The sequence below is a fragment of the Streptomyces sp. NPDC048461 genome, from assembly GCF_055587105.1.
This window is the reverse complement of sequence record NZ_JBVJGW010000010.1, coordinates 260,155-283,450: the sequence shown is the minus strand read 5'-3', so window position 1 is coordinate 283,450 and position 23,296 is coordinate 260,155. Positions and strand designations below refer to the sequence as shown.

20 protein-coding genes and 1 pseudogene are annotated in these 23,296 nt (G+C 75.6%); 8 read left to right on the top strand and 13 right to left on the bottom strand.

Features of this window, described 5'->3' with window-relative positions; genetic code table 11:
- Positions 1–184, top strand: a pseudogene (locus ACZ6S8_RS19950) (hypothetical protein); the annotation flags it as partial.
- 23 nt (positions 185–207) lie between these two features.
- Here ACZ6S8_RS19950 and ACZ6S8_RS19945 read toward each other — a convergent pair.
- The 5 genes from ACZ6S8_RS19945 to ACZ6S8_RS19925 all read right to left on the bottom strand — a co-directional run bounded on the left by ACZ6S8_RS19945 (position 208) and on the right by ACZ6S8_RS19925 (position 7,457).
- Positions 208–2,355, bottom strand: coding sequence for an ATP-binding protein (locus ACZ6S8_RS19945; protein WP_469457448.1), 2,148 nt, complete (start codon positions 2,353–2,355; stop codon positions 208–210).
- On the bottom strand, positions 2,348–2,989 hold the full coding sequence (locus ACZ6S8_RS19940; protein ID WP_469457446.1) for a Pvc16 family protein: 642 nt from the start codon (positions 2,987–2,989) through the stop codon (positions 2,348–2,350). The genes ACZ6S8_RS19945 and ACZ6S8_RS19940 overlap by 8 nt, the downstream gene beginning before the upstream one ends.
- A 144-nt stretch (positions 2,990–3,133) precedes the next feature.
- On the bottom strand, positions 3,134–3,802 hold the full coding sequence (locus ACZ6S8_RS19935; protein WP_469457444.1) for a helix-turn-helix transcriptional regulator: 669 nt from the start codon (positions 3,800–3,802) through the stop codon (positions 3,134–3,136).
- 148 nt (positions 3,803–3,950) lie between these two features.
- Positions 3,951–6,857 (bottom strand): AfsR/SARP family transcriptional regulator, encoded by a 2,907-nt coding sequence (locus tag ACZ6S8_RS19930; RefSeq protein WP_469457442.1) that lies wholly within the window; start codon positions 6,855–6,857, stop codon positions 3,951–3,953.
- 114 nt (positions 6,858–6,971) lie between these two features.
- Positions 6,972–7,457, bottom strand: coding sequence for a peroxiredoxin (locus ACZ6S8_RS19925; RefSeq protein WP_469457441.1), 486 nt, complete (start codon positions 7,455–7,457; stop codon positions 6,972–6,974).
- Positions 7,458–7,842: 385 nt separating this feature from the next.
- Between ACZ6S8_RS19925 and ACZ6S8_RS19920 the strand changes: the two genes are divergently transcribed.
- From ACZ6S8_RS19920 to ACZ6S8_RS19900, 5 genes are all read left to right on the top strand, one after another.
- Entirely contained in the window at positions 7,843–8,082 is a 240-nt protein-coding gene (locus ACZ6S8_RS19920) for a chaplin (protein ID WP_351283087.1), read from the top strand.
- A gap of 160 nt (positions 8,083–8,242) precedes the next feature.
- Positions 8,243–8,386 carry a hypothetical protein gene (locus tag ACZ6S8_RS19915; RefSeq protein WP_469457439.1) on the top strand — a complete coding sequence of 48 codons (144 nt, stop codon included), beginning with the start codon at positions 8,243–8,245 and terminating at the stop codon, positions 8,384–8,386.
- A gap of 117 nt (positions 8,387–8,503) precedes the next feature.
- Positions 8,504–9,232 (top strand): response regulator transcription factor, encoded by a 729-nt coding sequence (locus ACZ6S8_RS19910; RefSeq protein WP_469457437.1) that lies wholly within the window; start codon positions 8,504–8,506, stop codon positions 9,230–9,232.
- Positions 9,229–10,344 carry a sensor histidine kinase gene (locus tag ACZ6S8_RS19905; protein ID WP_469457436.1) on the top strand — a complete coding sequence of 372 codons (1,116 nt, stop codon included), beginning with the start codon at positions 9,229–9,231 and terminating at the stop codon, positions 10,342–10,344. Before ACZ6S8_RS19910 ends, ACZ6S8_RS19905 begins: the two co-directional genes overlap by 4 nt.
- Positions 10,345–10,418: 74 nt before the next feature.
- A complete protein-coding gene (locus ACZ6S8_RS19900) occupies positions 10,419–11,414 on the top strand; it encodes a S41 family peptidase (protein ID WP_469457434.1) in 996 nt (331 codons plus the stop codon).
- A gap of 159 nt (positions 11,415–11,573) precedes the next feature.
- On the opposite strand, the gene surE is transcribed toward ACZ6S8_RS19900, so the two are convergent.
- Positions 11,574–12,500, bottom strand: a complete 927-nt coding sequence (gene surE, locus ACZ6S8_RS19895; protein WP_469457432.1) for a 5'/3'-nucleotidase SurE — start codon at positions 12,498–12,500, stop codon at positions 11,574–11,576.
- A gap of 86 nt (positions 12,501–12,586) precedes the next feature.
- A complete protein-coding gene (locus ACZ6S8_RS19890) occupies positions 12,587–13,885 on the bottom strand; it encodes an MFS transporter (RefSeq protein WP_469457430.1) in 1,299 nt (432 codons plus the stop codon).
- Between the two features lie 774 nt (positions 13,886–14,659).
- On the opposite strand from ACZ6S8_RS19890, the gene ACZ6S8_RS19885 reads away from it, so the two are divergent.
- Both ACZ6S8_RS19885 and ACZ6S8_RS19880 read left to right on the top strand, forming a co-directional pair.
- On the top strand, positions 14,660–15,163 hold the full coding sequence (locus ACZ6S8_RS19885) for a hypothetical protein (protein ID WP_469457458.1): 504 nt from the start codon (positions 14,660–14,662) through the stop codon (positions 15,161–15,163).
- Between the two features lie 188 nt (positions 15,164–15,351).
- Positions 15,352–15,537, top strand: a complete 186-nt coding sequence (locus ACZ6S8_RS19880) for a hypothetical protein (protein WP_469457428.1) — start codon at positions 15,352–15,354, stop codon at positions 15,535–15,537.
- Between the two features lie 16 nt (positions 15,538–15,553).
- Here the strand turns inward: ACZ6S8_RS19880 and ACZ6S8_RS19875 are convergent, their stop codons facing one another.
- The 6 genes from ACZ6S8_RS19875 to ACZ6S8_RS19850 all read right to left on the bottom strand — a co-directional run bounded on the left by ACZ6S8_RS19875 (position 15,554) and on the right by ACZ6S8_RS19850 (position 23,055).
- Entirely contained in the window at positions 15,554–16,333 is a 780-nt protein-coding gene (locus ACZ6S8_RS19875; RefSeq protein ID WP_469457426.1) for a phosphatase PAP2 family protein, read from the bottom strand.
- A 178-nt stretch (positions 16,334–16,511) separates the two neighbouring features.
- Positions 16,512–17,480, bottom strand: coding sequence for an alpha/beta hydrolase fold domain-containing protein (locus tag ACZ6S8_RS19870; protein ID WP_469457425.1), 969 nt, complete (start codon positions 17,478–17,480; stop codon positions 16,512–16,514).
- A gap of 1,454 nt (positions 17,481–18,934) precedes the next feature.
- Positions 18,935–20,047: a zinc-dependent alcohol dehydrogenase family protein gene (locus ACZ6S8_RS19865; protein WP_469457424.1), complete on the bottom strand. Its 1,113-nt coding sequence runs from the start codon at positions 20,045–20,047 to the stop codon at positions 18,935–18,937.
- 210 nt (positions 20,048–20,257) lie between these two features.
- The gene (locus ACZ6S8_RS19860; RefSeq protein ID WP_469457422.1) at positions 20,258–21,112 is read right to left on the bottom strand and encodes a DMT family transporter; all 855 of its coding nucleotides are present in this window, start codon (positions 21,110–21,112) and stop codon (positions 20,258–20,260) included.
- Positions 21,113–21,340: 228 nt separating this feature from the next.
- Positions 21,341–22,150 carry an ATP-grasp domain-containing protein gene (locus ACZ6S8_RS19855; protein ID WP_469457420.1) on the bottom strand — a complete coding sequence of 270 codons (810 nt, stop codon included), beginning with the start codon at positions 22,148–22,150 and terminating at the stop codon, positions 21,341–21,343.
- The gene (locus tag ACZ6S8_RS19850) at positions 22,147–23,055 is read right to left on the bottom strand and encodes an ATP-grasp domain-containing protein (protein ID WP_469457418.1); all 909 of its coding nucleotides are present in this window, start codon (positions 23,053–23,055) and stop codon (positions 22,147–22,149) included. Before ACZ6S8_RS19850 ends, ACZ6S8_RS19855 begins: the two co-directional genes overlap by 4 nt.
- Positions 23,056–23,296: the final 241 nt, after the last annotated feature.

Here is a 23,296-nt window from a genome sequence, read left to right as displayed (position 1 = left end):
GTACACGGGCGACCCTCCGCCTTGCGAGCGCACGCACCGGACACCGCACGGCCCGCCCTCCGGGCGTACGAAACGACTTCGACGACACCCCCTGGCCGCCTGCGCCTTCGAGGACCCCGTCGTCATGAGGGCCCGGGCCCAGGTGCGCCACCTCCTGCGGCCGGCCCGGGAGGCCTACGGCACCGCGCCCCGCGTCGGAACGGGTCGCTACGGAGTCCAGGCCCCGGCCGTACCCGGCACCAGCCGGCCCGCCTTGACGTACTCCCGGCGGGCCCCGTCCCGTACGTCCGCGGCGGTCACCGGCCCCTCGCCCCGGACCCGCGCCGCGTAGCACGCCGTCAGGGCGGCCGACCGGATCGAGCCGCCCGCGAGCTCGAACTCCGCCGCGCACCGGTCCAGTTCGGCCTCGATGCCGGGCTCGGTCGGAGCGCCCGCCAGGGCGCCGCGCCACAGGCCCGCGCGCAGTGCGGCATCGGGGAACGGGAAGTCCACCACCAGGTCGAGCCGGCGGGTGAACGCCTCGTCCACGTTGGACCGCAGGTTGGTGGTGAGGACGGCGATGCCGTCGAAGGACTCCAGCCGCTGCAACAGGTAGGCGCTCTCCAGGTTCGCGTACCGGTCGTTCGAGCCGCGGACCTGCGAGCGCTTGCCGAAGACGGCGTCCGCCTCGTCGAAGAGCAGGACCGCGTCGGTGCGGTCCGCCTCCACGAAGATCCGCTCCAGGTTCTTCTCCGTCTCTCCGACGTACTTGTCGACCACCGAGGAGAGGTCGACCACGTACAGGTCCAGGCCGAGTTCCCCCGCCACCACCTCGGCCGCGAGGGTCTTGCCCGTACCGGACGGCCCGGCGAACAGGGCCACGACCCCGCGCCCGCGGCCACCGCCGGTCCGCAGCCGCCAGTCCCCGAGCACCTCGTCCCGGTGGCGCGCCCGCCCCACCAGCTCCACCAGCCGGGAACGCGGAGACTCCGGCAGGACTAGGTCGGCGAAGCCCACGGCCGGCCGCACCTGACGGGCGTGCCGCCCGAGCAGGGGCGCCGACAGCCGGCGTGCGGTGTGCCGGACGTGCCGCGCGCCGAGCGCGACGCCCTCGAAGGCCGCGAGCTCCCGCGCGGCCCGGCCGACCGCCTCGATCTGCTCCCCGTCCAGCCGGTACGAGGCCACCGCCTCGGCCATGTCACCGTCGAAGTGCGGGAGTTCGGCCCGCCAGCGGTCGACGGCCGCGCCCCCGCCGCCGGATCCGTTCCCGGAGCCCTCGCCGCCCGCCCCGGCCCCGGCCCCCGCCCCCGCCCCGGGCGCCGGTGCGTCCAGCGCGAGGAGCGACACTCCCGCCGCCCCGCGCGCCCAGTCCGGGTCGCACGGCTCGGGACCGGCGAAGACCGAGGTGATGTCCGGGGCGGCGATCGAGGAGATCAGCCCGCCGGGGTCGTCCGGCAGGGCGGTCACCACCACCGCCGTCCCGGCCCCGCGCAGCCGGGCCTCGCGCCGCAGGACCGTGCCGATCGCCGGGTCCGGCATGCGGGGGCCGGGCCGGTACAGGAGCACCGGCCGGCCCGCCGCCCGCAGCGCGGCCACCACCGGCGCCGCCGAGGCGCCGTGCCGCTCGCGGAGGTGGACCGTCACGGGCCGCCGCGACCGCGCGACCAGCACGGCCGTGCCCGCAGGACCCGCCGCGCCTCCCGGGTCCGTCACACCGGCAGCGCCCGCCGCGCCCGCCGCGTCCGCCGCCCGCGGCGCGGCCGGCAGCAGGCCGACCCCCGCCCGGCACAGTGCCTCGTCGAGGGCGTCGTCCCCGAGCAGGTGGGCCACCACCCGCTCCGGAACCCGCAGCGCCCGCCCCGGCAGTGGCCGGTCCTCGTCCTCGAACACCAGCAGCCCGCCCGCGATCAGGGGCGCGGCCGCGTGGAAACGGCCGCGCGCCCGCGGCAGGTGGGGGCCGCTCCCGGCCAGTTCCAGGGCGAGGGCGACCGAGGCCCGGCGCCGGCCGACGTCGTCGTTCAGGTAGCCGTACAGCGGCTCGAAGCCGCGGTCCACGTCCGGAGCGGCCGCCGCCAGCAGGATCCGCAGGTCGAGCGCGGACAGCCCGAAATCCCTGACGAGGGCCGACAACCGGTCCCCGCCACCGCCGCCCGGGCACGGCTCGGCCGCCTCCGGGGCCTCGCCGTCCCGAGCCGGCGCGGCGGGGTCCGGCCCGCCCTCCGCAGCCGCGCGCAGCGCCGACTCCCGCGACACGTACAGCCCGCGCAGCGGATCGTGCGCCGTGGGATCCCCGGCCGAGCGCCGCTCGACCAGCGCCGCCGCCACCGCGCGCAGCGCCGCCAGCCGCTGCAGCAGGACCCGCGCCGACTCACTCACCGGCCTTGCTCCCGCGTCGCGCCGTACGGAGCATCCGCGGCCGCGAGTCGGCCGGAGTACCGGACGCCCCCCGGACGGTGACGACCGCGCCCTCGGTGACCGGCGGGCCCACCGGGTAGACCGGCGTCACCGGGAACGGGGTGGTGATCACGACGTCCAGCGAGGGCTTGAGCTCCCCGCCCAGCGCCGACCACACGTCGGCGAGCGAGCGCGACTCGGCGGGCGGGACGCCCACCGTCAGGCCGATCGAGGCCCGGTGCGTCCGCAGGGAGAGCGGCACGTGCTCCTCCGGCAGCGCCTCGTACGGCAGCAGCGCCGCGAGCACCCCGGCGAGCATCCGGTGCTCGTCCTCGGGGCGCGCGGTCCACGCGGTGAGCAGGTACGAGAGGCGGAACCAGCGCGGCGGCTGGCGCCTCTGCAGGACGGTCCCGTCCTCGCCCCGCTCCGCGTACGCGCCGCGCTCGCGGCGGGCCACGTCCTCGCGGATGTCGTACAAGTACGCGTTGATCGTCGGGGTGTTGCGCCGGGCGGCCCACTCCCGGGTGGGGGCGTCGAGGGCGATCTCGCCCGCCCCCTCGGGCAGGGCGCCGCTGCGCAGGAGGCGACGGAGCGCCTCGTCGATCTCGTGGATCATGTGATGGGGTGTCCTCGGTACGGCCGGAGCCCGCGGAGCCCGGTGGAGGGCGGCGGGCGGTCGGCGGGAGGCCGGCGGCCGCCGCTGAGCGCGACGGCCGGGGCCACGGGGGCGGTCGGGGCGGAACGCGCGTCCGCGGCCCGGTCAGATGTAGCCCTCCCGCAGCGCGTAGGCCACGGCGTGGGCACGGTTGGTGAGCTGCAGCCGTGTCATCAGGGCGTGCAGGATGTTCTTGACCGTCCGTTCGGAGTACGCGAGCTTCTCGGAGATCTGCCGCGTGTCCAGGCCCTCGGCGATGAGCCGCAACACGTCCGTCTCGCGCGGCGCCATGCCGAACAGCGGGGCGCCGCCCACGCCGGTGCAGGCCGCCGCGGTCTCCGACCGGCGCAGCCGGCCGACCTGGCCCAGTACCCGGCTGATCAGGTCCGGCGGCAGCACCCCCTCCCCGTGCGCGGCCTGCAGCACGGCCTTGACGAGGCTCTCCCCGGTGGCCTGGTGCCGCCAGACGATGGCCCGTACGCCGTACTCCACGACCGTGAGCAGGTCGGGCTCGCGCAGCTCGCGGGCGACCAGCACCACCCGCTGCTCACCACCGCGCAGCACCCGGCGCAGCTCGGCGGCCGACTGCTCGTCGATCCGGTCGACCAGCACCACGGCCACGGTCGCGGCGGGTACGAGGCCGTCCCGCTCCCGGGACCGCGACTGGACCTCCACGCTCGGGCTGTGCCGCAGATGGCTCACGACCCCGGCGCGGCTGAGCGGATCGGTGGCGTGGATCGTGACGGTGATGCGGTCGGTCGTCGTCGCCTGCATGCGTGTACTCCCTTTCCCCCCGTGCGGTCTTGCTCGGCACACGGTGGCGGAGGGCGATCAACAGCGGGTGGGCGTCCGATGGGTGGGGCCGGTGATCCCGGCCCGTCCCCCGCGCGGGGGACGGGCCGGGCCCCTCCGGGCCCGGCCCCTACAGGGCGTCGAGCACCGCGCGGGCCTGCGCGGCCTCGGGCGGCCGCATCGGCTCCAGCAGTTCGACGGCCCGGGTCAGGAGCTCCCGGGCCCGCTCCGTCTCGCCGCGGTCCGCCCGCGCCGTACCGAGTAGCCGCAGGGCGCGGGCCTCCGCGAACAACCACCCCTTGGTACGCGCCAGTTCCAGGACCCGCTCACCGGTCGCCACCGCGTCACCGGGCCGCCCCGCGGCCAGGTGGCAGGCGGTCTCCTCGCCCAGGTGGAAGACCTCGAAGGTGGAGTAGCCGTGGCGCGCGGCCAGTTCCGCGCCTTCGCGGAGCCCCTCGATGGCCTCGTCGGGCCGCCCCCGCAGCCTGGCGACGGTGCCGAGCGCGTACAGGGCGTAGATCTGCCGGAACGGATCGCCCGCGGTCCGTGCGGAGTCGAGGCTCACGCGGGCGGTCGCCGCCGCCTCGCCCAGCCGTCCGGTGGCGGCCAGGATGACGGAACGGCAGGTGCGCGCGTTTCCCGCGCCCCACGCGTTGCCGCACCGGTCGCCGGCCTCGACCGCCCGCCCCGACAGCTCCAGGGCCCGGTCGTACTCGCCCCGGCCGAGCCACACCAGCCCCTGGCAGTTGAGGATCTCCGTCAGGACCGCCGGGTCCCCGGAGTTGCGCGCGTCGAGCTCGGCGTCCAGCAGCACCGCTTCGGCCGCGTCCAGCTGCGCGAGCTGGTACAGCGCCCCGCCCAGCATGTAGCCCAGGCGGCCCGCCGCCCGGGTCTGTCCCCGCTCGCGCGCCAGGCGCAGCATCATGCGGGCCGGCTCCACCAGCGCGCCCCAGAGGAACGAGCCGTCGAGCACCGGGTCCAGGGCGAGCACGAGGTCGGCCACGAGCGCCACGGACGAGGCATCGGCCCGGACCGTCTGCACCGCGACCGCGAGGACGGACTGGTGCTGCGCCGTGAACAGCCGGTGTCCCTGCCCGGGTACCGAGACCTCGGTGCCCGGGAAGCGCGTCGGGGTGAGCAGTCCGGCCAGCGGATGGCCCGGGCGCTCGACGGCGTACGCGTTGCGGGCCGACGCCAGGAAGTGGTCGCAGAGCCGGGACAGCGCCGCCGCCTGCTCTCCGGGACCGTCCTCCTCCGCCGACCGGGCCCGGGCGAACGCCCGCAGCAGGTCGTGGAAGCGGTACCGGCCGGGCGCCGGGGACTCCAGCAGCCCGAGGCCGGTCATCCGCTCCAGGCACTCCTCGGCCCGCTCGTACGCGAGCCCGGTCAGGGCGGCCGCGTCAGCAGGCTCCGCGTCCTCCTGGTCCGGCAGGGCCAGCAGCCGGAACAGCCGGGCCTCTTCGGCGCCGAGCAGTTCGTAGCTCAGCCGGAAGCAGGCCTCCACCCCGTCCTCCCCGGCCGCGGTCGCCGAGAACGGGGAGCGCCGGCCCTCCAGCAGCCCGAGGAACGCGGCGAGCGACCAGCCCGGCCGGGTCGCCAGCCGGGAACCGGCGATCCGCAGCGCCAGCGGGAGCCCTCCGCACAACGCGGCCATGGCGGCGGCCTCGGCCGGTTCCGCCGCGATCCGGGCCTCGCCGAGGATCCGGCCGAGCAGGGACACGGCGTCGGCGGACGACAGCACGTCGAGCCGGATGCGCAGGGCCGCGGGGAGCTCGGGCAGGGTGCTGCGGCTCGTCACCAGGACGGCGCAGGCGGACGATCCGGGCAGCAGCGGCTCGATCTGCCCGATGTCCCGCGCGTCGTCCAGGACCAGCAGCACCCGCCGGCCCGCCAGCCGGGACCGGTACAGGGCAGCACGTTCCTCGGCGCCCTCCGGAATGGCGGAGTCCAGCACGCCGAGGGCCCGCAGGAAGGCGGCGAGGACGCTCGCGGGGAGCGCCGGGTCCTCCCGTACGCCGCGCAGGTTGGCGTAGAGCTGACCGTCCGGGAAATGGGCGCGCAGCCGGTGCGCGGCGTGCAGGGCCAGGGCGGTCTTGCCGACCCCGCCGATCCCGCCGACGGCCGAGATCACCACCGTCTCGGCGCCGTCGGGCCGCAGCGTGCGCAGGAGGTCCTCCGTGTCCTGGTCGCGCCCGGTGAAGTCGCTCGTGGTGTAGGGCAGCTGGGCCGGCGGCGGCAGGCTGACCGTTCCCGGCGCGGCGGATCCGCTGCCGGACCCCGCGGACACGCTGCCGGAGCCCGCGGACACGCTGCCGGACCCCGCGGACCGGCTGCCGGACCCCGCGGACCGACTGCCGCCCCCGGCGTGCCCGCCCCCGGCCTGCGGGGCGGTCGCGTCCCCGGCCTCGCCCGGTCGTCCGGCCCGCTCCAGCGCCGTGGAGCGCAGGCTCCGCAACCGCTCGTTCTGCGGGTGTTCCGCGCACAGCAGGGCCAATTCCGGGAGCAGGCGCGCGTGCTGTCCGCGTACGAGGTCCAGCTCCAGCCGCTCCAGCAGTACGGACAGCCGCAGCTCGGCCAGCCGTTCCCGCTGGATCCGGGCGAACGGCCCGGGCAGCCCGGCCAGCGGAACCCCCCGCCACCGGCGCAGGGCGCCCTCCAGAAGCTCCGACCCGCTGCCGAGGTCCCCGGCCGTGACCCGGGCGCGGGCCCGCGTCACCTCGGCCTCGAACACGCTCAGGTCGACCGCCGCGTCCGGCACGCCGAGCCCGTACCCCCGGCCCTCGGTGGTGAGGCAGGGCCCGACGATCCGGCGCAGCCGGTACACGTACGACCGGACCGTGCCCACCGCGGTCCGGGGGCTCTCCTCGCCCCAGATCCCGTCGATCAGCTCGTCCAGCTCGCAGACCCCGGGCCGGCGCACCAGCAGCATGGCCAGCAACAGGCGCTGCTGCGGCGGCCCGAGTGCGAGCGCCTCCTCGCCGTGCCAGGCCTGCACCGGCCCCAGCAGCGAGAAGTACGGTGTGGCAGGAGCGCTCAAGGCGGCCCCCTTTCCCCAGTGAAGACGAACCCCCGAGCGGATGATCTTCACAGACGCGCGCAAACCGTACGTCGGGTTCCGGCCACCGCACTGCGGAAGGCGTCGTCCGAGGGCTCAGGCCCGGGGAAGGGCGGTCAGCTGCTCGGCGATGGTGGTGGCGGAGGGGAAGGTCGCGCCCAGGGTTCCCACGCGCTTCCAGTGCAGGCTTCCGTCGGGCGCGACGATGAACACGGAGCGGCGCAGACCGATGAGCGGGGCGTCGATCCCGAAGGCCCGGGCGGCCGCCCGGTCGGGGTCGGCGAGCAGCGGGATGCGCAGCCCCCGGTCGCGTGCGAACCGCTCGTGGCTGTCGAGGTCCTGCGGGCTGATGCCCCAGACGGTGGCGCCGCAGGCCTGGAGCTGCTCCAGGCCGTCGGAGTACGAGCACAACTGCTTCGTGCAGACAGGAGTGTTGTCGCCGGGGTAGAACGCGAGCACGACGGTGTTCCCGCGCTGCCCGCCCAGCGCGTAGTCGGACCGTTCGAACCGGTCCTCGCGGAGGACTCCGCCGGGCAGGGAGAAGTCGTTCACGAGGTCTCCCACTGAGGGCGTACGGCCCATGGTGTCGGTTCCTTCCGCAGGGGTGGCGGCGCGTCCCCCGGGGAGGGGGACCGGCCGCCGACCGGCCGGTTCTCGGTACGGGCGCCCGGCCTCGGGACCGGGGCGCCTGATGGTACGGGCCCGTCCTCCGGAGCCCCGCGGCCGGTGCCCGTCCGCGGGCCCGCCCCGGACGGGGGCCCGTCCGTCCTTCGGAGCGGAAGCCGCCGCGGATCGGCCGTCCGGCGCAACGCATCCGCGCGCCGTCATCCGAACGAGGGAACCGGGGCCGTCCCACCCAGCCGCTCCTGCCGTCGCGCCGAAGTCACCAGCGAGGGCCACGCAGCACAAGGGCCCGCACCGTCCCCGCGTACCGGGGCCGGCGCACCACCATCCACAGGAGGCTTCCATGTCCCGTTTCCTCAAGACCGCAGGGCTCGCGCTGGCGGCCGGCGCCGTACTCGTCGGCGGCGCGTCGGCAGCGTCGGCCGATGCGGGCGCACAGGGCGTCGCGGCCTACTCGCCGGGCGTCGGCTCCGGGAACCTCATCCAGATCCCGATCCACATCCCGATCAACGCCTGCGGGAACTCCATCAGCGTCATCGGCCTGCTGAACCCGGCCTTCGGCAACACCTGCGTCAACGCCTGACGGATCCCGTCCGGCCGGACGGCCCACCCGCCGTCCGGCCGCGCGGGGCCCCGCGCCCGCACCCCGACGCGCCGCCTTTCCGGCGCGTCGGCCGCACGGCCAAACCTCCGGCCCTCCCGCCACGAATCAAGGGTGAGGAAAGGGTTGCGAGGCGAACACCATGACCGACGAAGAGTTCGAACGGCTCCTGGTACTGGCCCGGGCCGAAGCCCGCCGCAGCGGCTTTCCCGCCCCCGTACCGGACGAGGAAGCACCGTACGGATTCCACACCCAGCACGCGGAATACGGCGCGCCCGCCCACTGAGGGATCCCTTCCGGAGCCGCCCGCGGGGCGGGCCGACTCCTTACGGAAGCCTGACGCCATCCCCCATCTGACCCCGGCCCCGCCACAGCGCCCCGTGCCGGTGCGATCCTGGTACCCATGAGTCACACCGAACCGCTGCCCCGGGTCCTGGTGGTCGAGGACGACCCGACGGTCGCGGAGGTCGTCTCCGGCTACCTCGTCCGGGCCGGCTACGCCGTGGAGCACGCGCCCGACGGCCCCGACGCCCTGCACCGCGCCGCCGAGCGCTGGCCCGACCTGGTCCTCCTGGACCTGATGCTGCCCGGCATGGACGGCCTGGAGGTGTGTCGGCGGCTGCGCGCCACCGCCGCCGTACCCGTGATCATGCTCACCGCGCGCGGCGACGAGGACGACCGGATCGCGGGCCTGGAGCTCGGCGCCGACGACTACGTCACCAAGCCCTTCAGCCCCAGGGAACTCGTCCTGCGGGTCGAATCCGTCCTGCGCCGCAGCCGGGGCAGCCGACGCCAGGATCCCGGGCCCGCGCGGCCCCTGCTCGCCGCGGGCGGCATCCTGCTCGACCCCGAGAACCGGCGCGCGGAGAAGCACGGGAGCGAGCTGGCGCTCACCCTGCGCGAGTTCGACCTCCTCGCCCACTTCCTCACCCACCCCGGCCGGGTGCACGGCAGGGAGGAGCTCATGCGCGAGGTGTGGGGATGGGACTTCGGCGATCTGTCCACCGTCACCGTCCACGTCCGCCGGCTCCGCGCGAAGATCGAGGACGACCCCGCCCGGCCGCGGCTCATCCTGACCGTCTGGGGCGTCGGATACCGCTTCGCCCCCGAACCGCCGGAGGCCGCCGCGTGAAGGACCTCGTACTCATCGCGCTCTTCGCGCTCGCCGGGGCCGGCTGCGCGGGGCTCGCCGGGGCGCTCGCCCTGCGCCTGGTGCGCCACCGTTCGGTCGCGGTGTCCCTCACCGTGGTCGCGGCGGTCACCGTCACCGCCATGCTGGCCGGAACGCTGGCGGTGGCCCAGGCCATGTTCCTGTCCGCACACGACCTGTGGGTGGTCACCGTCGTCGTGGCCATGGCGGCCGTCGTCGCCCTGGCCACCTCACTGCTGCTCGGCCGCTGGGTCGTCGCGCGCAGCCGCGAACTCGCCCTCGCGGCACGGGACTTCGGGGACGGCGGCCGGTTCGCGGCGCCCCCGACCGCCGCCACCGCCGAACTCGCCGCCCTCTCCCGGGAACTGGCGGCGACCAGCGCCAAGCTCGACGCGTCCCGGAAGCGGGAGCAGGCCCTGGAGGCGTCCCGTCGCGAACTGGTCGCCTGGATCTCCCATGACCTGCGGACCCCGCTGGCGGGACTGCGCGCCATGGCCGAGGCCCTGGAGGACGGCATGGCGGCCGATCCCGCCCGCTACCACCGGCAGATCCTCACGGAGGTCGACCGCCTCAACTCCATGGTCACCGACCTCTTCGAGCTCTCCCGCATCCATGCCGGCGCGCTGAGCCTCAACCCCAGCCGGATCTCCCTGTACGACATCGTGGACGACGCACTGGCCGGCGCCGACCCGCTCGCGCGGGAGCACGGCGTCCTGCTCGTGGGGGAGGGGGCCGCCGCCGTACCGGTGGAGGTCGACGGCAAGGAGATGACCCGCGTCCTCGCCAACCTCCTCGTCAACGCCATCCGTCACACACCGGCGGACGGCACGGTCGCCGTCGCCGTGGAGAACCGGACGGACGCGGTGGTGCTGTCCGTGACCGACGGCTGCGGCGGCATCCCCGAGGAGGACCTGACGCGCGTCTTCGACACCGGCTGGCGCGGCAGCGAGGCCCGTACGCCCCCGGCCGGGGCGGGGCTCGGGCTGGCGATCGTCCGCGGAATCGTCGAGGCGCACGCCGGGCGTGCCGACGTGCGCAACGTCCCGGGCGGCTGCCGCTTCGAGGTGACCCTGCCCACGGCGACCCCGGTCTGACGGCCCGCCGGCGCCCCTTTCCGCCCGGGAAAATCGCTGGTCGGGCGGTGGCCGCCGCCCTAGCATGACCGCCCGTGAACACCAACGAGCACATAGTCGAACGCGCCCTGGACCGGATCACGGCGGGATACGTCTTCCCCGAGAAGGCCGAGCGGGTGGACGCCGCGATCCGGCGCCGTCTCGCGGCGGGCGAGTACACGGACCTGGACGGTCCGGAGCTCTGCCGCACGGTCACCGGCCACCTCCAGGAGGTCTGCCCGGACAAGCACCTGCGGCTCCTGTGGACGGACGTTGCGCAGTCGCTCGAACCGGAGGACGAGGACGAGGGGCGCGCGGCGTTCCTCGCACGGCTCAGGGCGGAGAACCAAGGGATCCGGCGAGTCGAGCACAGGGACGGGGGCATCGGGCTCATCGAGCTCGGGCTCATCGCCGACGCCGCCGGGGGCGCCCGCGCGATCGGCGCGGCCATGCAGCTCGTCGCCCACAGCACCGCCCTCGTCCTGGACCTGCGGACCTGCCTCGGCGGATCACCGGAGGGCGCCGCGATGTGGTGCAGCTACTTCTTCGGTGACGACCAGGTGCACCTGAACGACATCTACGACCGCCCTTCCGACGTCACCCGCCAGTACTGGACGACCGCGCACCTGCCCGCCCCGCGCTACACGGACCGCCCGGTCTACGTGCTCACCGGCCCGACCACCTTCTCCGGGGGCGAGGACGTGGCGTACACCCTCCAGGCCCACGGCCGGGCCGTCGTCATCGGCGAGACGACGCGCGGTGGGGCACACCCGACCGTGCGCCACGCGGTCACCGCGCACGTCCAGGTGACGGTGCCGGTCGCCCGGAGCATCAACACCGTCACCGGCACGAACTGGGAGGGCGTCGGCGTGCTCCCCGACGTGCCCGTTCCGGCGGACCGGGCACTCGACACGGCGCTCGCGAGGGCGCTGGGCACGGGCGCGGACGCGCGTGTGGAGGTGGCTGCGGGTGCGGGTGCGGGTGCGGGTGCGGGGGTGGACGCGGCGCTGAGCACGGGTCTGGACCCGGCGCCCGCGGCCGAGCCCCGCTGACGCGCGAGGTGGCCTGCCACGCCTCTCCTCCCGTTCCCGCACGCCGGGGCCGGCCGGGGCGACGGCGCGCTGTGGGCCGCACCGCGCTCCCGGCCTGCCCCGGCCGCTCGGCTGCGCGCTTCGCGCGCGCCCGGCACGGCACGTTCCGAGCGGGTCCGCTCAGGGACGGAGGCCCGCGAGCAGGGCGGTGGTCACCGCCCGGTCGACGGGGCCCGGGTTCCAGTCGGCGTTCAGCGGGCTGACCGCGATCCGGCCCGCACCCACCGCCTCGACGTCACCGCCCTTCGCCGCGGGGCGCAGGGCCACCTTCACGGTGACCTTCCAGGTGCCGTCACCGGAGTCGGTGAAGTCCGGCTCCAGCAGGGTCTGCGGGTCCTGGAACGTCGTGGACACGCCGGAAGCGCCGCCCTTTCCGTCGACGCCGATGACGGGGTGGTTCACGTTGAGACCGACGCCCCGGGGGAGCAGCGGGCCGGAGCGGGCGCGGGAGCGCAGCCGGTCGATCAGCTTCACGGCGAAGTCGAGCGTCGGCCCCATGGCGTTGACGGTGGTGACCGGGTCGGGCGCGGCGAGGCCCCCGGTGCTCAGGGCGATGGCCGGCACACCGGATTCCACCGCGGCGACGGCGCCGCCGACGGTGCCGGAGTGGTTGGCGAGCCCGGCGACGTTCGGGCCGAAGTTGGTGCCCGAGACCACCAGGTCGGGGGCCTTCCCGGCGAAGACCTCCGCCAGGCCGAAGGCGACGGAGTCGCCCGGGGTGCCGTCGACGGCCCACACCTTCGGCGCGGGGTGCGCCACGGCGACCGAGGCGGCGCTCGTCACCTTCGTGCCGGTGCCGCTCTGGTTGGTGAGCGGGGCGACGATCGTGACGTCGTGGCCGGCGGCGGTCAGGCGGTCGAAGGCCTTGCGGATGCCGGGTGCGTCGTAACCGTCGTCGTTGGTGAGCAGGATGCGCAGCGGGCCGGTGGACGGGACAGTCGGGACGGGCGGGGTGTGCGGGGCGGCGGCGGCCGCGGGTGCGGTTCCGGTCAGGGCGGGGGCGCACAGCAGGAGGGCGGCCATCGGCAGGACTCGCTGGGGTCTCACGTCGTGCTCCTTCGATGAGGGGGATGTACGGGGTGTTGCGGGGGCGGTGGGTGGAGGGGCGTCGGCGCCCTCGCGGGCGCGGGGGATCAGCGCACGCTGCGTATCGGGAGGATGGCGAGAGCTCCGATCAGGGAGAGGGCCCCGCCGACGAAGAAGAGCGGGGTGTAGCCGCCCAGGGTGGTGACGACCGCCGAGGCGACGAACGGGGCGATGATCTGCGGACCGGCGTTCGCGACGTTGAGTACGCCCATGTCGCGGGCGGCGTCCTCGGCCCGGGGGAGCACCAGGGTGACGAGCGCGGTGTCCACGGCCATGAAGCAGCCGAAGGCGAGGCCGTTGAGGGCGCTGAAGACGAGCATGCCCGACCACGTCGGACTGATGACGGGCACCACCATGACGAGCCCGGCGAGGGCGGCCGATACGCCGACGAAGACCTTGCGGCGGTCCCACCGGTCGGACAGCAGGCCGCCCACGACGGTGGAGAGTGCCATCGCGACCATGGAGACCGGGGTGAGGACGGCCATCGCGGCGGGCGGTGTCATGCCGGCGGGCAGGGTGATGTGGTCGCCGAGGATGTAGAGCTGGTAGCCGACGACGGAGAAGTATCCGAGGACCATCAGGGCCCGGCCGATGAACGCCCACCGGAAGTCGTGGTGTACCAACGCGGAGAGGAAGGCAGCGAGTTGGGTGCGCACGGGTGTTCCCGGAGCGGCGGCGTCGGTGGTACCGGCTTCGGCGGTACCGGCCGCGTCGGCCGCATCGGCGGCGCGCGGCCGGGGGACGTCCCGGCAGATCGTGGTGAGCAGCAGGGCCGCCGTGGCGATCACCACGCCGAACACGAGGTAACCGGTGCGCAGTTGTCCGGCGGTCTGTGAGGCGATCAGCACGCCCGCGGTGCCGCCGATCGGCAGCCCCAGCCCGACGAGCGCGGACGCGGTGCCCCGGCGGGCGGCGGGTATCCGGTCGGGCACGATGGCGGTGACGGCGGCCTGGTAGGTGTTCATCGTCGCCTGGACCAGGCACCAGCCGATTCCCACCAGCAGGGCGGTGTCCACACTGCCGAGGAAGGCCAGGCAGGCGAGCGAGGCGAGACCACCGGCCACGATCCACGGATTGCGCCGGCCGCTCCGGTCCGACAGCGCGCCGGCGATCGGGTTGAAGGCCGTCGCGAAGACCGCGCTGATGCCACCGATGAGGCCGAGGAGCGCGACCTTGTCGTCGGGGGCGATCGTGGCGATCTGGGTGGGCAGCAGAACGGATCCGACGCCCATGTAGACCGCCATCATCGCGGAGTTGGCGACGAGCAGGAGCGGAAGGAGCGCGCGCCGGCGGGGCGGTTCCGCGACGTCCGGGGCGGGTGGGTCGGCTATGTCGTTCGTGGTCACGGCGACTCCTCGGGGAGCGGAGCGGGAGGTGGCGGGCGGGGCGGGGCTGGGCCACTCGGTGTCGGCGGCTGCGGAACGCGGATGGGGCGGAAGGCTCCGCGCGGACGGCGGGGGATCGGGCGGTGTCCGTCGCGGTGGGTGGGCGACGGGAGTTCACACGTTGTTGTTACACGTGTCACCAGAGGCGCTGGAGACTGTGTAGCACCCCGTTCCGGGGCTCGGCTAGGGGCTGTACAGGTCGGTGTGCGGATCGTGACCGGGGTCGAGTGCCCGGCGCGGCCTCGCCCCACCGTCGGCTCCGTGCCACTGGCCGGGGATCTCGTGTCGGAAGAGGCGCTTGTGCCGGCGGGGGCCGTCGGGGGTCGTCGGAGTCCCGGCCGTGCCGTACGGCACGGACGCCCGAACGGGGCTTCCGGCCCCGGCGGTCGGGCCTCGGTGGCCACGGCCTCAAGGTTCGCGCGGACCGTGTCGGCGCACCGGGCGGGCCCGGGCGGTGCGGGGGTCGACCGACCGCCTCGCCCCCGCCCTGCCGGCGGGACGGCCGGCGCGGACGTGGTCGGTGGCATGGTCCGGGCGGGGCCGCGGGTGGACGAGGTTGCCAGTCGTGGTGTGCGGGCCCGAGGCCCTGTGGACTTGAGCGCCTTCGCGCCTTCGCGCCTTCGCGCCTACGAGCCTGTGAGCCTGTGGGACGACGCTCTGCGGCGTACCGTCCTCCGGCAGAGGGAGGTGGCCCGCCGTCGGGGACGATGTGCGGCGGCCGTGTCCGGAGCCAGCATGTACGTCATGCCGACCGCCAGCGCTCCCCTCCCCGTCGCCGCCTCCGCGCCCGTCTGGGCCCGTCGCGCCGCCCACGCCATAGCCCTCTGTGCGGTCCCGTCCGGCCTGTGGCGCATCGCCATGGCCTCGGGGGTCTACGTGGGCTACAGCGATCAGGTGCTGCGCGAGGTCTTCGACATCCCGGGATGGGGCATCGCGTACGTCGTCGGACTCTCCGTCCTGGCCGAAGTGGCCGCCCTGTTCCCGTTGCTGCTCGTGAGCGACCGGTGGCGGCCACTGCGACCGCGGGCCCTCTCCGCGCTCGCGTGGACCGCCTCGGTCGTTCTGGTCCTGCTGGCGCTGTGGCAACTCGCGGTCGCCTTCACCGTCGAGAGCCAGACGTACATGGCGAGCGATACGGCACTGGCCGTCTGGTGGCTCGCGTTCGCCCCGCTGTTCGCCGTGCCCGCTCTGATGACCGCCGTGACCTGGTCGTACGCGAAGCGGCGCCGGGCGCGGTGAGAGATCCGGGGCCCGCTCCCGGTGCTCCGGCCGCAGGAGTTCGCCGGGTTTCGCCGGGGGCCCGGTCTCGGGTCGGCCACCCTCCGCCCTGCGAGCCGCACGCACCACACACCGTACGGCCCGGCCCGGTTCCGCACACCGCCGCCGCTGCCCGCTCGCCGCGGGCGGGGCGGAGCAGCCTCGTCCTGATGCCGGCGTCGGTCTCCGCGATCCGCCGTCTGGTCAGAGACGGGGCCGACGACCTGCACGGCGAGCTCCACCGCCACGGCTACCCGGCCGTGCTCGCGCTCGACGGAGACGACCTCACGCTTCGGGCAGCCGGAGTGAGGGGCCCGCTCGCCTTCGCGGACTCCGTGAACGGCGCCCACCGGTAGTGGTCTTGAGGTCTCGTCAGGGTCTGGTGACGGCAGGCCCCTCCGTGAGGAGCGCAGGAGCGGGTACCGGCGTGACTGCCGGCTCGGTGGCCGCAGCGCCCGCAGCCGCCCCCCGGCGGCCGCGGGCGCGTACGGACTCCCCGGCCAGCGCCGGTCCGAACAGCCACCACGCGACCAGCGCGACGCCCGCCCCGGCGGCGGCTCCGGCAGCGGTGTCGCTCAGCCAGTGGGCGTGCAGCCAGGTACGGCTCCACATCATGGCCAGCGTGAACACGGCGCCGCCGATCCACCACGCCCGCCGCCGGGCGGCAGGGACCAGCAGTGCCCCCACCAGGACGACCAGCAGCGCCGCCGAAGCGGCGTGCCCGGAGGGGAAGGAGCCGTGGTCGACGCGGACCAGCGGGTCGGCCGGGCGCGGCCGGTCCACCAGGTGCTTGAGGCCCTGCACGACGAGCATGTTGCCGCTGAGGTAGACGCCGAGCATGAACGCTGCGGACACCCAGCGTCTGCGCAGCAGCAAGACCAGCAACAGGCCGAGCGGGACGACGACTCCCGGAGGCCCGCCGAACCAGTTCAGCGCCGCGGCCGCCGCCGCGTACGGACCGTCGTGCGGGCCGCCCATCCAGCCCAGCCACCGGTCGTCGAGCGCCTGGAACGGGGGGTCCGCCAGGTCCGAGCGCACGACGAGGGCGGCAAGTCCGGCCAGACCCAGCAGGACGAGGCCGAACAGGAGCGCGCCGCGGCCGGGGCCGCGCGGGGCGGGACCGTCGGGCGGAGTGACCGGATTCCAGGACATGAACTGCCTTTCGCGCCCGCGGTCTTGTGCGCGGGTCCGGGTGAGCTGGGCGGATGGCGGGAGGAGGTGAGGCAGGAAGGGGGATGCAGGGGGCGCGGGACGGACCGCGCCCCCCTGGCGGCGTGTGCTCGGGCGGCGTACGTCCGGGTGGTAGGCGTCCGGGCGTCCGGGCGGTCGGTCAGGTCCCGGCGCCGAGGTGGGCGGCCAGGAACGCGACGCTCTCCGCGACGATCGGATGGATGTCCGGCGCGCCCAGGAAGATGTGGTCCGCCCCTTCCACGGGCCGCAGCGTCACGTCGCCCCCGGCGCCGCGCAGCGCCTCGGCGAGCACCTCGCTCTGGCTGTACGGGACCAGGCCGTCGTGGGTCCCGTGGACGAGGAGGAACGGGGGCGGGGCGTCGCCCCCGCCGTGCGCCGGCGCGGCGTACGTGACCGGGCTCGCGGCCCGCGCCAGCGCCGGACGCTCGGCCTCGGTGCCGCCGAGCAGGGCCTCGTACGGGTCGGGGAACGCGCCGCCCGACGGCATTGGCGGCATGGGGTGGTCGGCGAGGGCGACCAGGTCGGACACGCCGTACCAGTCGACGACGGCCAGGACGCCGGTGTCCCCGGCGCCGATCCCCTCCGTACCCTCCAGGCGCGCTCCGTCCGTGCTGTCGGGGCCGGTGACTCCGGCGAGCGCGGCGAGGTGGCCGCCTGCCGACTCGCCCCAGACGCCGATCCGTGCGGGGTCGATGCCGAGGGTGCCGGCGAAGGCGCGGACGTAGCGGAGGGCGGCCTTCACGTCGTGGAGCTGGGCGGGGAAGGGGGCTTCGAGGCTGTGCCGGTAGTCGATGGAGACGAGGGCCAGCCCGGCGGCGAGTACGGAGCCGTGCAGCAGGGCGGCGGGCACGGTCGGCGGCGGGTAACGCCGGTCGCCCTCCAGCCAGCCGCCGCCGTGGATCCAGACGACGGCCGGGAAGGGGCCCTCGCCGGCGGGCACCTGGACGTCGAGCAGCCGGGGCCGGTAGCCGGGGGTGGTGGCGTACGTGACCCCGTCGAAGCGGCGGACTCCATCGGCGGCCGTCACGGGCGGGACGGGGGACTGGTAGGGCGGGGGCGGCCAGGTCATGTCGGCGAGGTCGAACCCGACCGGAGGGGATTGCGTCATGAGGGTCCTTCGCGAGGTGGGACGGCCGGGCGGCCGGCGGATTCGGGGAGAGGTGGGGAAACACGTGGGTTACACGTGTAAACGAGACTGTAGCGATGCGTTTGCGTCGCCGACAAGACCATCGACATCCCGACTTCCGTGGCGGCGACGGAGCCGCGGGCGGGGGAGAGTGCCCTCGGACCCACCGCCGTGACCGTCCGGCCGCGCCGTGCCGCGATCGTCGTAGGGCGCCGGGGCCGGACGGGGGCCCGTGGACGCGCGCGAGGTGCGGCCCGGGGGCATCCGCAACGCCGGGCGGCCGCTCGACCTTCCGTGCGGGTGCCGTAGGGGCCGCCGGCGCAGGCGGCACCGCGCTGCGGCAGGACGGCTCGTTTCCGCAGCAGTCGGCCCCGGCACAAGGCCACGCGCCCCTCCACGACCGCCCCGGCCGGCTTGGACGGAGTCACGGAACCGGGCGGAGCGCCCCTGGTCAGACCGGGCGGAGCCGCCGACCTACCCGTCGGGCCGGACCCCCGCGAGGCTATTGGCCCGCGGCACGGAAGGATGCGGACGTGACCCCGGGCGGTGGGCCAACGCGTCCCCGACCGCCCGGCTCCGCGACGGGGAAGCTCTGGAGCCGGCGGGGGCCGAGCGCCTGCCGGGCAAGCAGCGGTCGTGTCCGGGACGCCCGGTATCAGCTCCGTCGGTGCGGTGCCGCCGGGGCGACCGCGCAGACCTGGCCCCCGTACGCCTTGATGTCTCGCTCCGGGCCCGGGTCCGGGTGAGCCTTGCCCGGACGGGGCGGATCGTGTCCGGGCGAGTGGTTGTGCCGGTGCCGGCGCCGGTGGCCCGGTTCGGGCCGGGGTCGAGCGCGGTGAGGTCTTCAGCCGGCTCATCGGCTCCGCCCGACCCCGCCTCCGTTCGGCACCACCGGCCCGTCAGGTCGGCCGGTGGTGCCGCCCGAGCTGCCCGGCCTGCCGCGGTACTGGCGCCAGCCCGGGCTCCTGGTCGCTGCCTTCCCGAGCCGGTGGACCTGTTCTGCCGAGCCCGCTGCCCTTGAAGGAACCCGGCCCGTCAGGCCGGCGGTCGGCGGCTCTGTCCGGCGAGGCCGTCTCCCGCCCGCACGGCCGCGTCCGCACCGTCAGGGTGAACCCCGTCGCCAGGGCTGTGGCGGAGCGCCGTGCGCGGCTACGGCGCGGGCCGGCCGCGAACTGGTCTCGGTACGTCCGGTCAGGCGGCGGCCGGCGCCGCCCTCTGCGAGCCCCGCCCGGGGGCTCGCATCGGTGGCGCTGCCCGACCCCGCTGAACGGTGGTATCCGACCCGGCCGGGCCGACGCGCCGGGGTGGGTCCGCCCGACCTCGCCGTTCTGCGCCGGCCCTGCTCCGCGCCCGGAGCGCCCGCCCCGCCCCGAGCGGAGCGCCCGCCCCGCCCCGCCCCGAGCCGATCGGCGCGGACCGAAGCGACGCGGTGTGCGTCAGGAGCTGGGTTGGATGACCGTGACCCCGCGGCCCGCCGCCGATCCCATCGCCGCGAGGGCGTCCGGGGCCGCGTCGAGCGGGATCACCGAGGTGACCAGCAGGTCCGGGCGCAGTACCCCGGATCGGACCAGTTCCATCATCGGCGGGTACGCGTGCGCCGCCATGCCGTGGCTCCCCAGGATCTCCAGCTCCCAGCCGATGACCCGCTCCATCGGCAGCACCGTGCCCCCGGCCGCCGCCGGGAGCAGTCCGACCTGTACGTGCCGCCCCCGCCGCCGCAACCCGGCCACCGAGGCCGCCGCCGTGGCGGGCGACCCCAGGGCGTCGAGCGAGAGGTGGGCACCCCCGCCGGTCAGCTCCCGCACCGCCGCGGCCACGTCACCGGCAGCCACATCGCCGCTGCCGTCACCGCCGTCACCGCTGGCACCGCGCTCTCCGCCGTCTCCGCCGTCACCGGCGGCCACGCGCACGGCGTGCGCCGCGCCGAACCGCCGTGCCAGGTCCAGCGCTTCCGGCGAGGTGTCCACCGCGACCACCCGCGCGCCGGCCGCGGCCGCGATCATCACCGCCGACAGGCCCACCCCGCCGCAACCGTGCACCGCGACCCACTCGCCCACCGCCGCGCGCCCCTGCGCGACCACGGCCCGGTACGCCGTCGCGAAGCGGCACCCCAGCCCGGCCGCCGTCGTGTACGCGAGCCCCTCCGGTACGGCCACCAGGTTCACGTCGGCGTGGTCCAGGGCCACGTACTCGGCGAAGGACCCCCAGTGCGTGAACCCGGGCTGGGTCTGCCGCTCGCACACCTGGTGCTGACCGGCCGCGCATTCGGCGCACCTCCCGCAGGCGCAGACGAACGGTGCGGTCACCCGGTCCCCGGCCCGCCACCCCGTGACGCCCGCCCCCACCGCCTCCACCACACCGGCGAGTTCGTGCCCGGGTACGTGCGGCAGCACGATGTCCGGGTCGTGGCCCATCCACCCGTGCCAGTCGCTGCGGCACAGTCCCGTGGCCTCCACCCGCACCACGACTCCGCCCGCGGACGGAGCCGGGTCCGGGACCTCCTTGACCTCGGCCCGCTCGCCGAACCGTTCGAACACCACCGCGCGCATGCACACCGCCTTCCGCTCAGCCCGACTGCCCGACTGCCCGCACGCTACCTCTGCCGTGGACGTACCTCCGTCTCGGAGGGCCCGGCCGCAGCCGGCGTGACGCTCGTCCGCTCCGGCCGTCGATGGCAGGCTGCGGGAGAGCCGCCGTCCGGGCGGCGTCGGACCGGAACACCAGGGGGATTCCCCGGCGAGGGGACGGCGGTGGCGCTCCTACGGCGCGCCGTCCCCGGCCCGGGCCAGGGCGAGGACCCCGGCGCAGATCAGGGCGACGCCCAGCAGTTGGGGGAGCAGCCACCACTGGGCCCGCAGGTGCTCCCCGTACAACACGACGCCGAGGGCGACGCTGACGCTCGCGTCGCCGAGGGTCAGCGCCGGCTGTGAGGCGACCAGCGGTCCGCCCTGCATGGCGTGTTCCAGGAGCAGCAGGGCGCAGATGCCGCTCGCGCCGAACGCGTACGTCTCCCAGGTCGTCAGGAACGCCCCGAGGCCCCCGTCGTCGAGGACGTGCACGGCCGACTTCATCAGGGCGGCGGTGAGCGCGTAGCACACGGCGGTGGCCGCTCCCAGGCAGCCGGCCCGGGCCCGGCCCGGCGGCCGGCGCAGACCCGCCACGGCCAGGCCGCCCACCGCGACCGCGCACGCCACGAGGGCGAGGACCCACCGGTCGAGCGGTGCGTCCGTACGGTTCCCCGACGGCGAGGCGGCCGCCAGCGTGACCCCGAGCCCGACCACCACCCCCGCGACGGCCAGCCACAGCGCCCCGGGCAGCCGCTGCCGCGCGACGAGCGAGGCGATCAGGAGCGCGAGCGGCAGTTCCAGAACGAACAGCGGCTGTACGAGGGCCATGGGCCCGGTGGCGAGGGCGACGGCCTGCCCGGCCCCGGCGGCGATCACGGCCAGGATCCCGCCGATCCACAGCGGCCGGCGCAGCAGGTCGAGGATCAGGCCGAAGCGGAACCCGTCGCTCTGCGGCACGGTGAGCGCGGCCCGCCGCTGGAGCACGGTGGCCAGCGCGTTGCTGAACGCCGCGAACAGCGCGAAGAGGACCGGCAGGACGACGCCCATGCCCCGATCCTCACCGCGCCCCCGCCAGGGCCGCGCCCCGACACCGCCCCGGGGGCGTTTCGCCCCGCGCGTTCCCCCGTCCGGGCCTGTCCTGTCCTGTCCCGGCCCGGCAGCCCCGTACGGGCAGGTCGAGGCGCCGGCGGAAGACGGGCGTCACCACCGGCCGGTGTGCGCGGCGACGGCACGAACGGAGTCACGCCGCCCGGTCACCCGCCGACGGGCCGCCCGTCACCCGCCGGCGGGCCGCCCGTCGCCGGCCCGTGCCAGGACGAGGGCGGCCAGGGCCTCGGGGGCGCCCGCCTGATCCCGGATGCCCGGGAAGGCGTTCACGTCCACGATCAGCGGCGAACCCCCCGCGTCGACGATGTCCACGCCGTACACGTCGAGTGCGAACGCCTCACCGGCCGCGCGGACCAGCGCGGCCCAGCCCGCCGGGACTTCGTCCGGGGCGACCGGACGGGTCGGGCCGCGGCCGCCGGCGGAGAGCTCGGAGCGCCGCAGGGCCGCGAAGACCCGGTCGCCGACGGCCCACAGCTTGTGGTCCCATCCGTTGTTGGCCGCGAAGTCCTGTACCACCACCGGCTCGTCGGCCCACCGGGCCGCCAGCGCGTCCAGCCCCGCGCGGTCGTCGACCCGGGCCACCAGGTCGCCCCGCCGGCTGTGCCGGCTCTTGACCACCACGGGCGAGGTCAGGACGCGGCTGGACGCCCACCGCCCCAGGGGACCGACCGTACGGGTGGCCGCGAAGGGAAGTCCGGCCCGCAGGGCGGTCTCCGCCATCCCGGTCCGGTCCTGGCACCGCGCGGTCGCCGCGGCGGAGTTGACCACGACGGCGCCGCGTTCCTCCAGCTCCCGGGCCAGGGTCAGCGCCCGCGGGGTCCGCGACTTCAAGAGGTACGCGTCGGCCACGGAACGCGGCGGGGCGGCGCCGGTGCGCGGATCGAGCGCCTCGACGACGTGTCCGGCCCCGGTCAGCAGCGCGCTCGCCGCCGCCAGCAGGGGATGTCCGGGCTCCGGGGTGATCAGGCCGATCCTCACGCGCCGTCGCCCGCCCGTACGGAGGCCTGCGCCGGGATGGTGACGGGCCGGACCGGGTACGCCGGCGCCGCGGGGGCGGGGGACGTGGTCGTTCCGCCGGTGCGTGCCAGCCCGAGGACGGCCCGGGCGACCCGCGCGGCCGCGTCCGGGACCTGACGGAAGCTCGGGAAGTCGTTCACGTCGACGACCACCGGCCCGTCGGGGCCCAGGAGCACGTCCACGCCGTACAGGTCGAGCCCGTACACCGCTCCCACCTGAACGGCGATCGCCGCGACCTCCGCCGACAGCGGTACGCGTCGCTCGCGCACCGAGGGGTCGGGGTGCAGCGGGGAGCAGCGCTCGGTCGCGAACAGCTCCCCGCCGACCGCGTACACCTTGATGTCGACGCCCGCATTGGGCACGTACGGCTGCGCGATGAGCATGCCCTCGCCCGCGAGCTCGGGGAGCATCGCCGCCAGCCGGTCGGGCGAGGACAGCAGGTGCACGGACCGGCCGGAACTCCCGTCCGCGGGTTTGACGACCAGGGGGTACTCCGACGCCGGTATCTCCCCGAGCAGCTCCGGGGCGGCCGCCGCGTACGTCGTGGGCAGCGGGAGCCCGCGGTCGTGCCCGATCGCCGCCGCCAGCGCCTTGTCCCGTACGCCGCGGATCGAGCGGGCGTCGTTGACCGTCGTCATGCCCGCGGCGGCGGCCGCTTCGAGCAGGGTCAGCCCCGGACCGCCGGACACGGTCTTGAGCACCCACGCGTCGTGCGCGCCGGTCCGCACCACCTCGGTCATCCGCAGCAGCGAACCACCCGGCCGCACGATGTCGACCCGGTGCCCCCAGTCGGTCAGTTGCCGGATCACCTCGTTCGGCATGCCGTCGCGGCGGTAGTGCTCCTCCACCAGGAAGCAGAGCCTCATGGACCTTCCCCGTATTCCCCGGACGTCCGCCGATTCCGTCCGGCGAGTTGTGACGTCACAGGATGTCATGAACCGCAATGTGCTGATCGGTCCGCGTGTGCGAAGGTACGCCGCCCGGCGGGCCTTCCGGAGTGGCGATGTGCCGGACCTGAGGCACAGTCACCTTCCGGTGGCGCGGACGCGGCGCATCGCCGGTTCGTCGTCAGTACCGGGCCCCTCCATAACTCGCCTCAAAATATAA

Bases quoted from the DNA above. Each gene is read 5' to 3' on its own strand.
- ACZ6S8_RS19940 (WP_469457446.1), bottom strand. From the start codon at position 2,989: ATGATCCACGAGATCGACGAGGCGCTCCGTCGCCTCCTGCGCAGCGGC.
- ACZ6S8_RS19935 (WP_469457444.1), bottom strand. From the start codon at position 3,802: ATGCAGGCGACGACGACCGACCGCATCACCGTCACGATCCACGCCACC.
- ACZ6S8_RS19925 (WP_469457441.1), bottom strand. From the start codon at position 7,457: ATGGGCCGTACGCCCTCAGTGGGAGACCTCGTGAACGACTTCTCCCTG.
- ACZ6S8_RS19920 (WP_351283087.1), top strand. From the start codon at position 7,843: ATGTCCCGTTTCCTCAAGACCGCAGGGCTCGCGCTGGCGGCCGGCGCC.
- ACZ6S8_RS19915 (WP_469457439.1), top strand. From the start codon at position 8,243: ATGACCGACGAAGAGTTCGAACGGCTCCTGGTACTGGCCCGGGCCGAA.
- ACZ6S8_RS19910 (WP_469457437.1), top strand. From the start codon at position 8,504: ATGAGTCACACCGAACCGCTGCCCCGGGTCCTGGTGGTCGAGGACGAC.
- ACZ6S8_RS19885 (WP_469457458.1), top strand. From the start codon at position 14,660: ATGTACGTCATGCCGACCGCCAGCGCTCCCCTCCCCGTCGCCGCCTCC.
- ACZ6S8_RS19880 (WP_469457428.1), top strand. From the start codon at position 15,352: ATGCCGGCGTCGGTCTCCGCGATCCGCCGTCTGGTCAGAGACGGGGCC.
- ACZ6S8_RS19875 (WP_469457426.1), bottom strand. From the start codon at position 16,333: ATGTCCTGGAATCCGGTCACTCCGCCCGACGGTCCCGCCCCGCGCGGC.
- ACZ6S8_RS19870 (WP_469457425.1), bottom strand. From the start codon at position 17,480: ATGACGCAATCCCCTCCGGTCGGGTTCGACCTCGCCGACATGACCTGG.
- ACZ6S8_RS19865 (WP_469457424.1), bottom strand. From the start codon at position 20,047: ATGCGCGCGGTGGTGTTCGAACGGTTCGGCGAGCGGGCCGAGGTCAAG.
- ACZ6S8_RS19860 (WP_469457422.1), bottom strand. From the start codon at position 21,112: ATGGGCGTCGTCCTGCCGGTCCTCTTCGCGCTGTTCGCGGCGTTCAGC.
- ACZ6S8_RS19850 (WP_469457418.1), bottom strand. From the start codon at position 23,055: ATGAGGCTCTGCTTCCTGGTGGAGGAGCACTACCGCCGCGACGGCATG.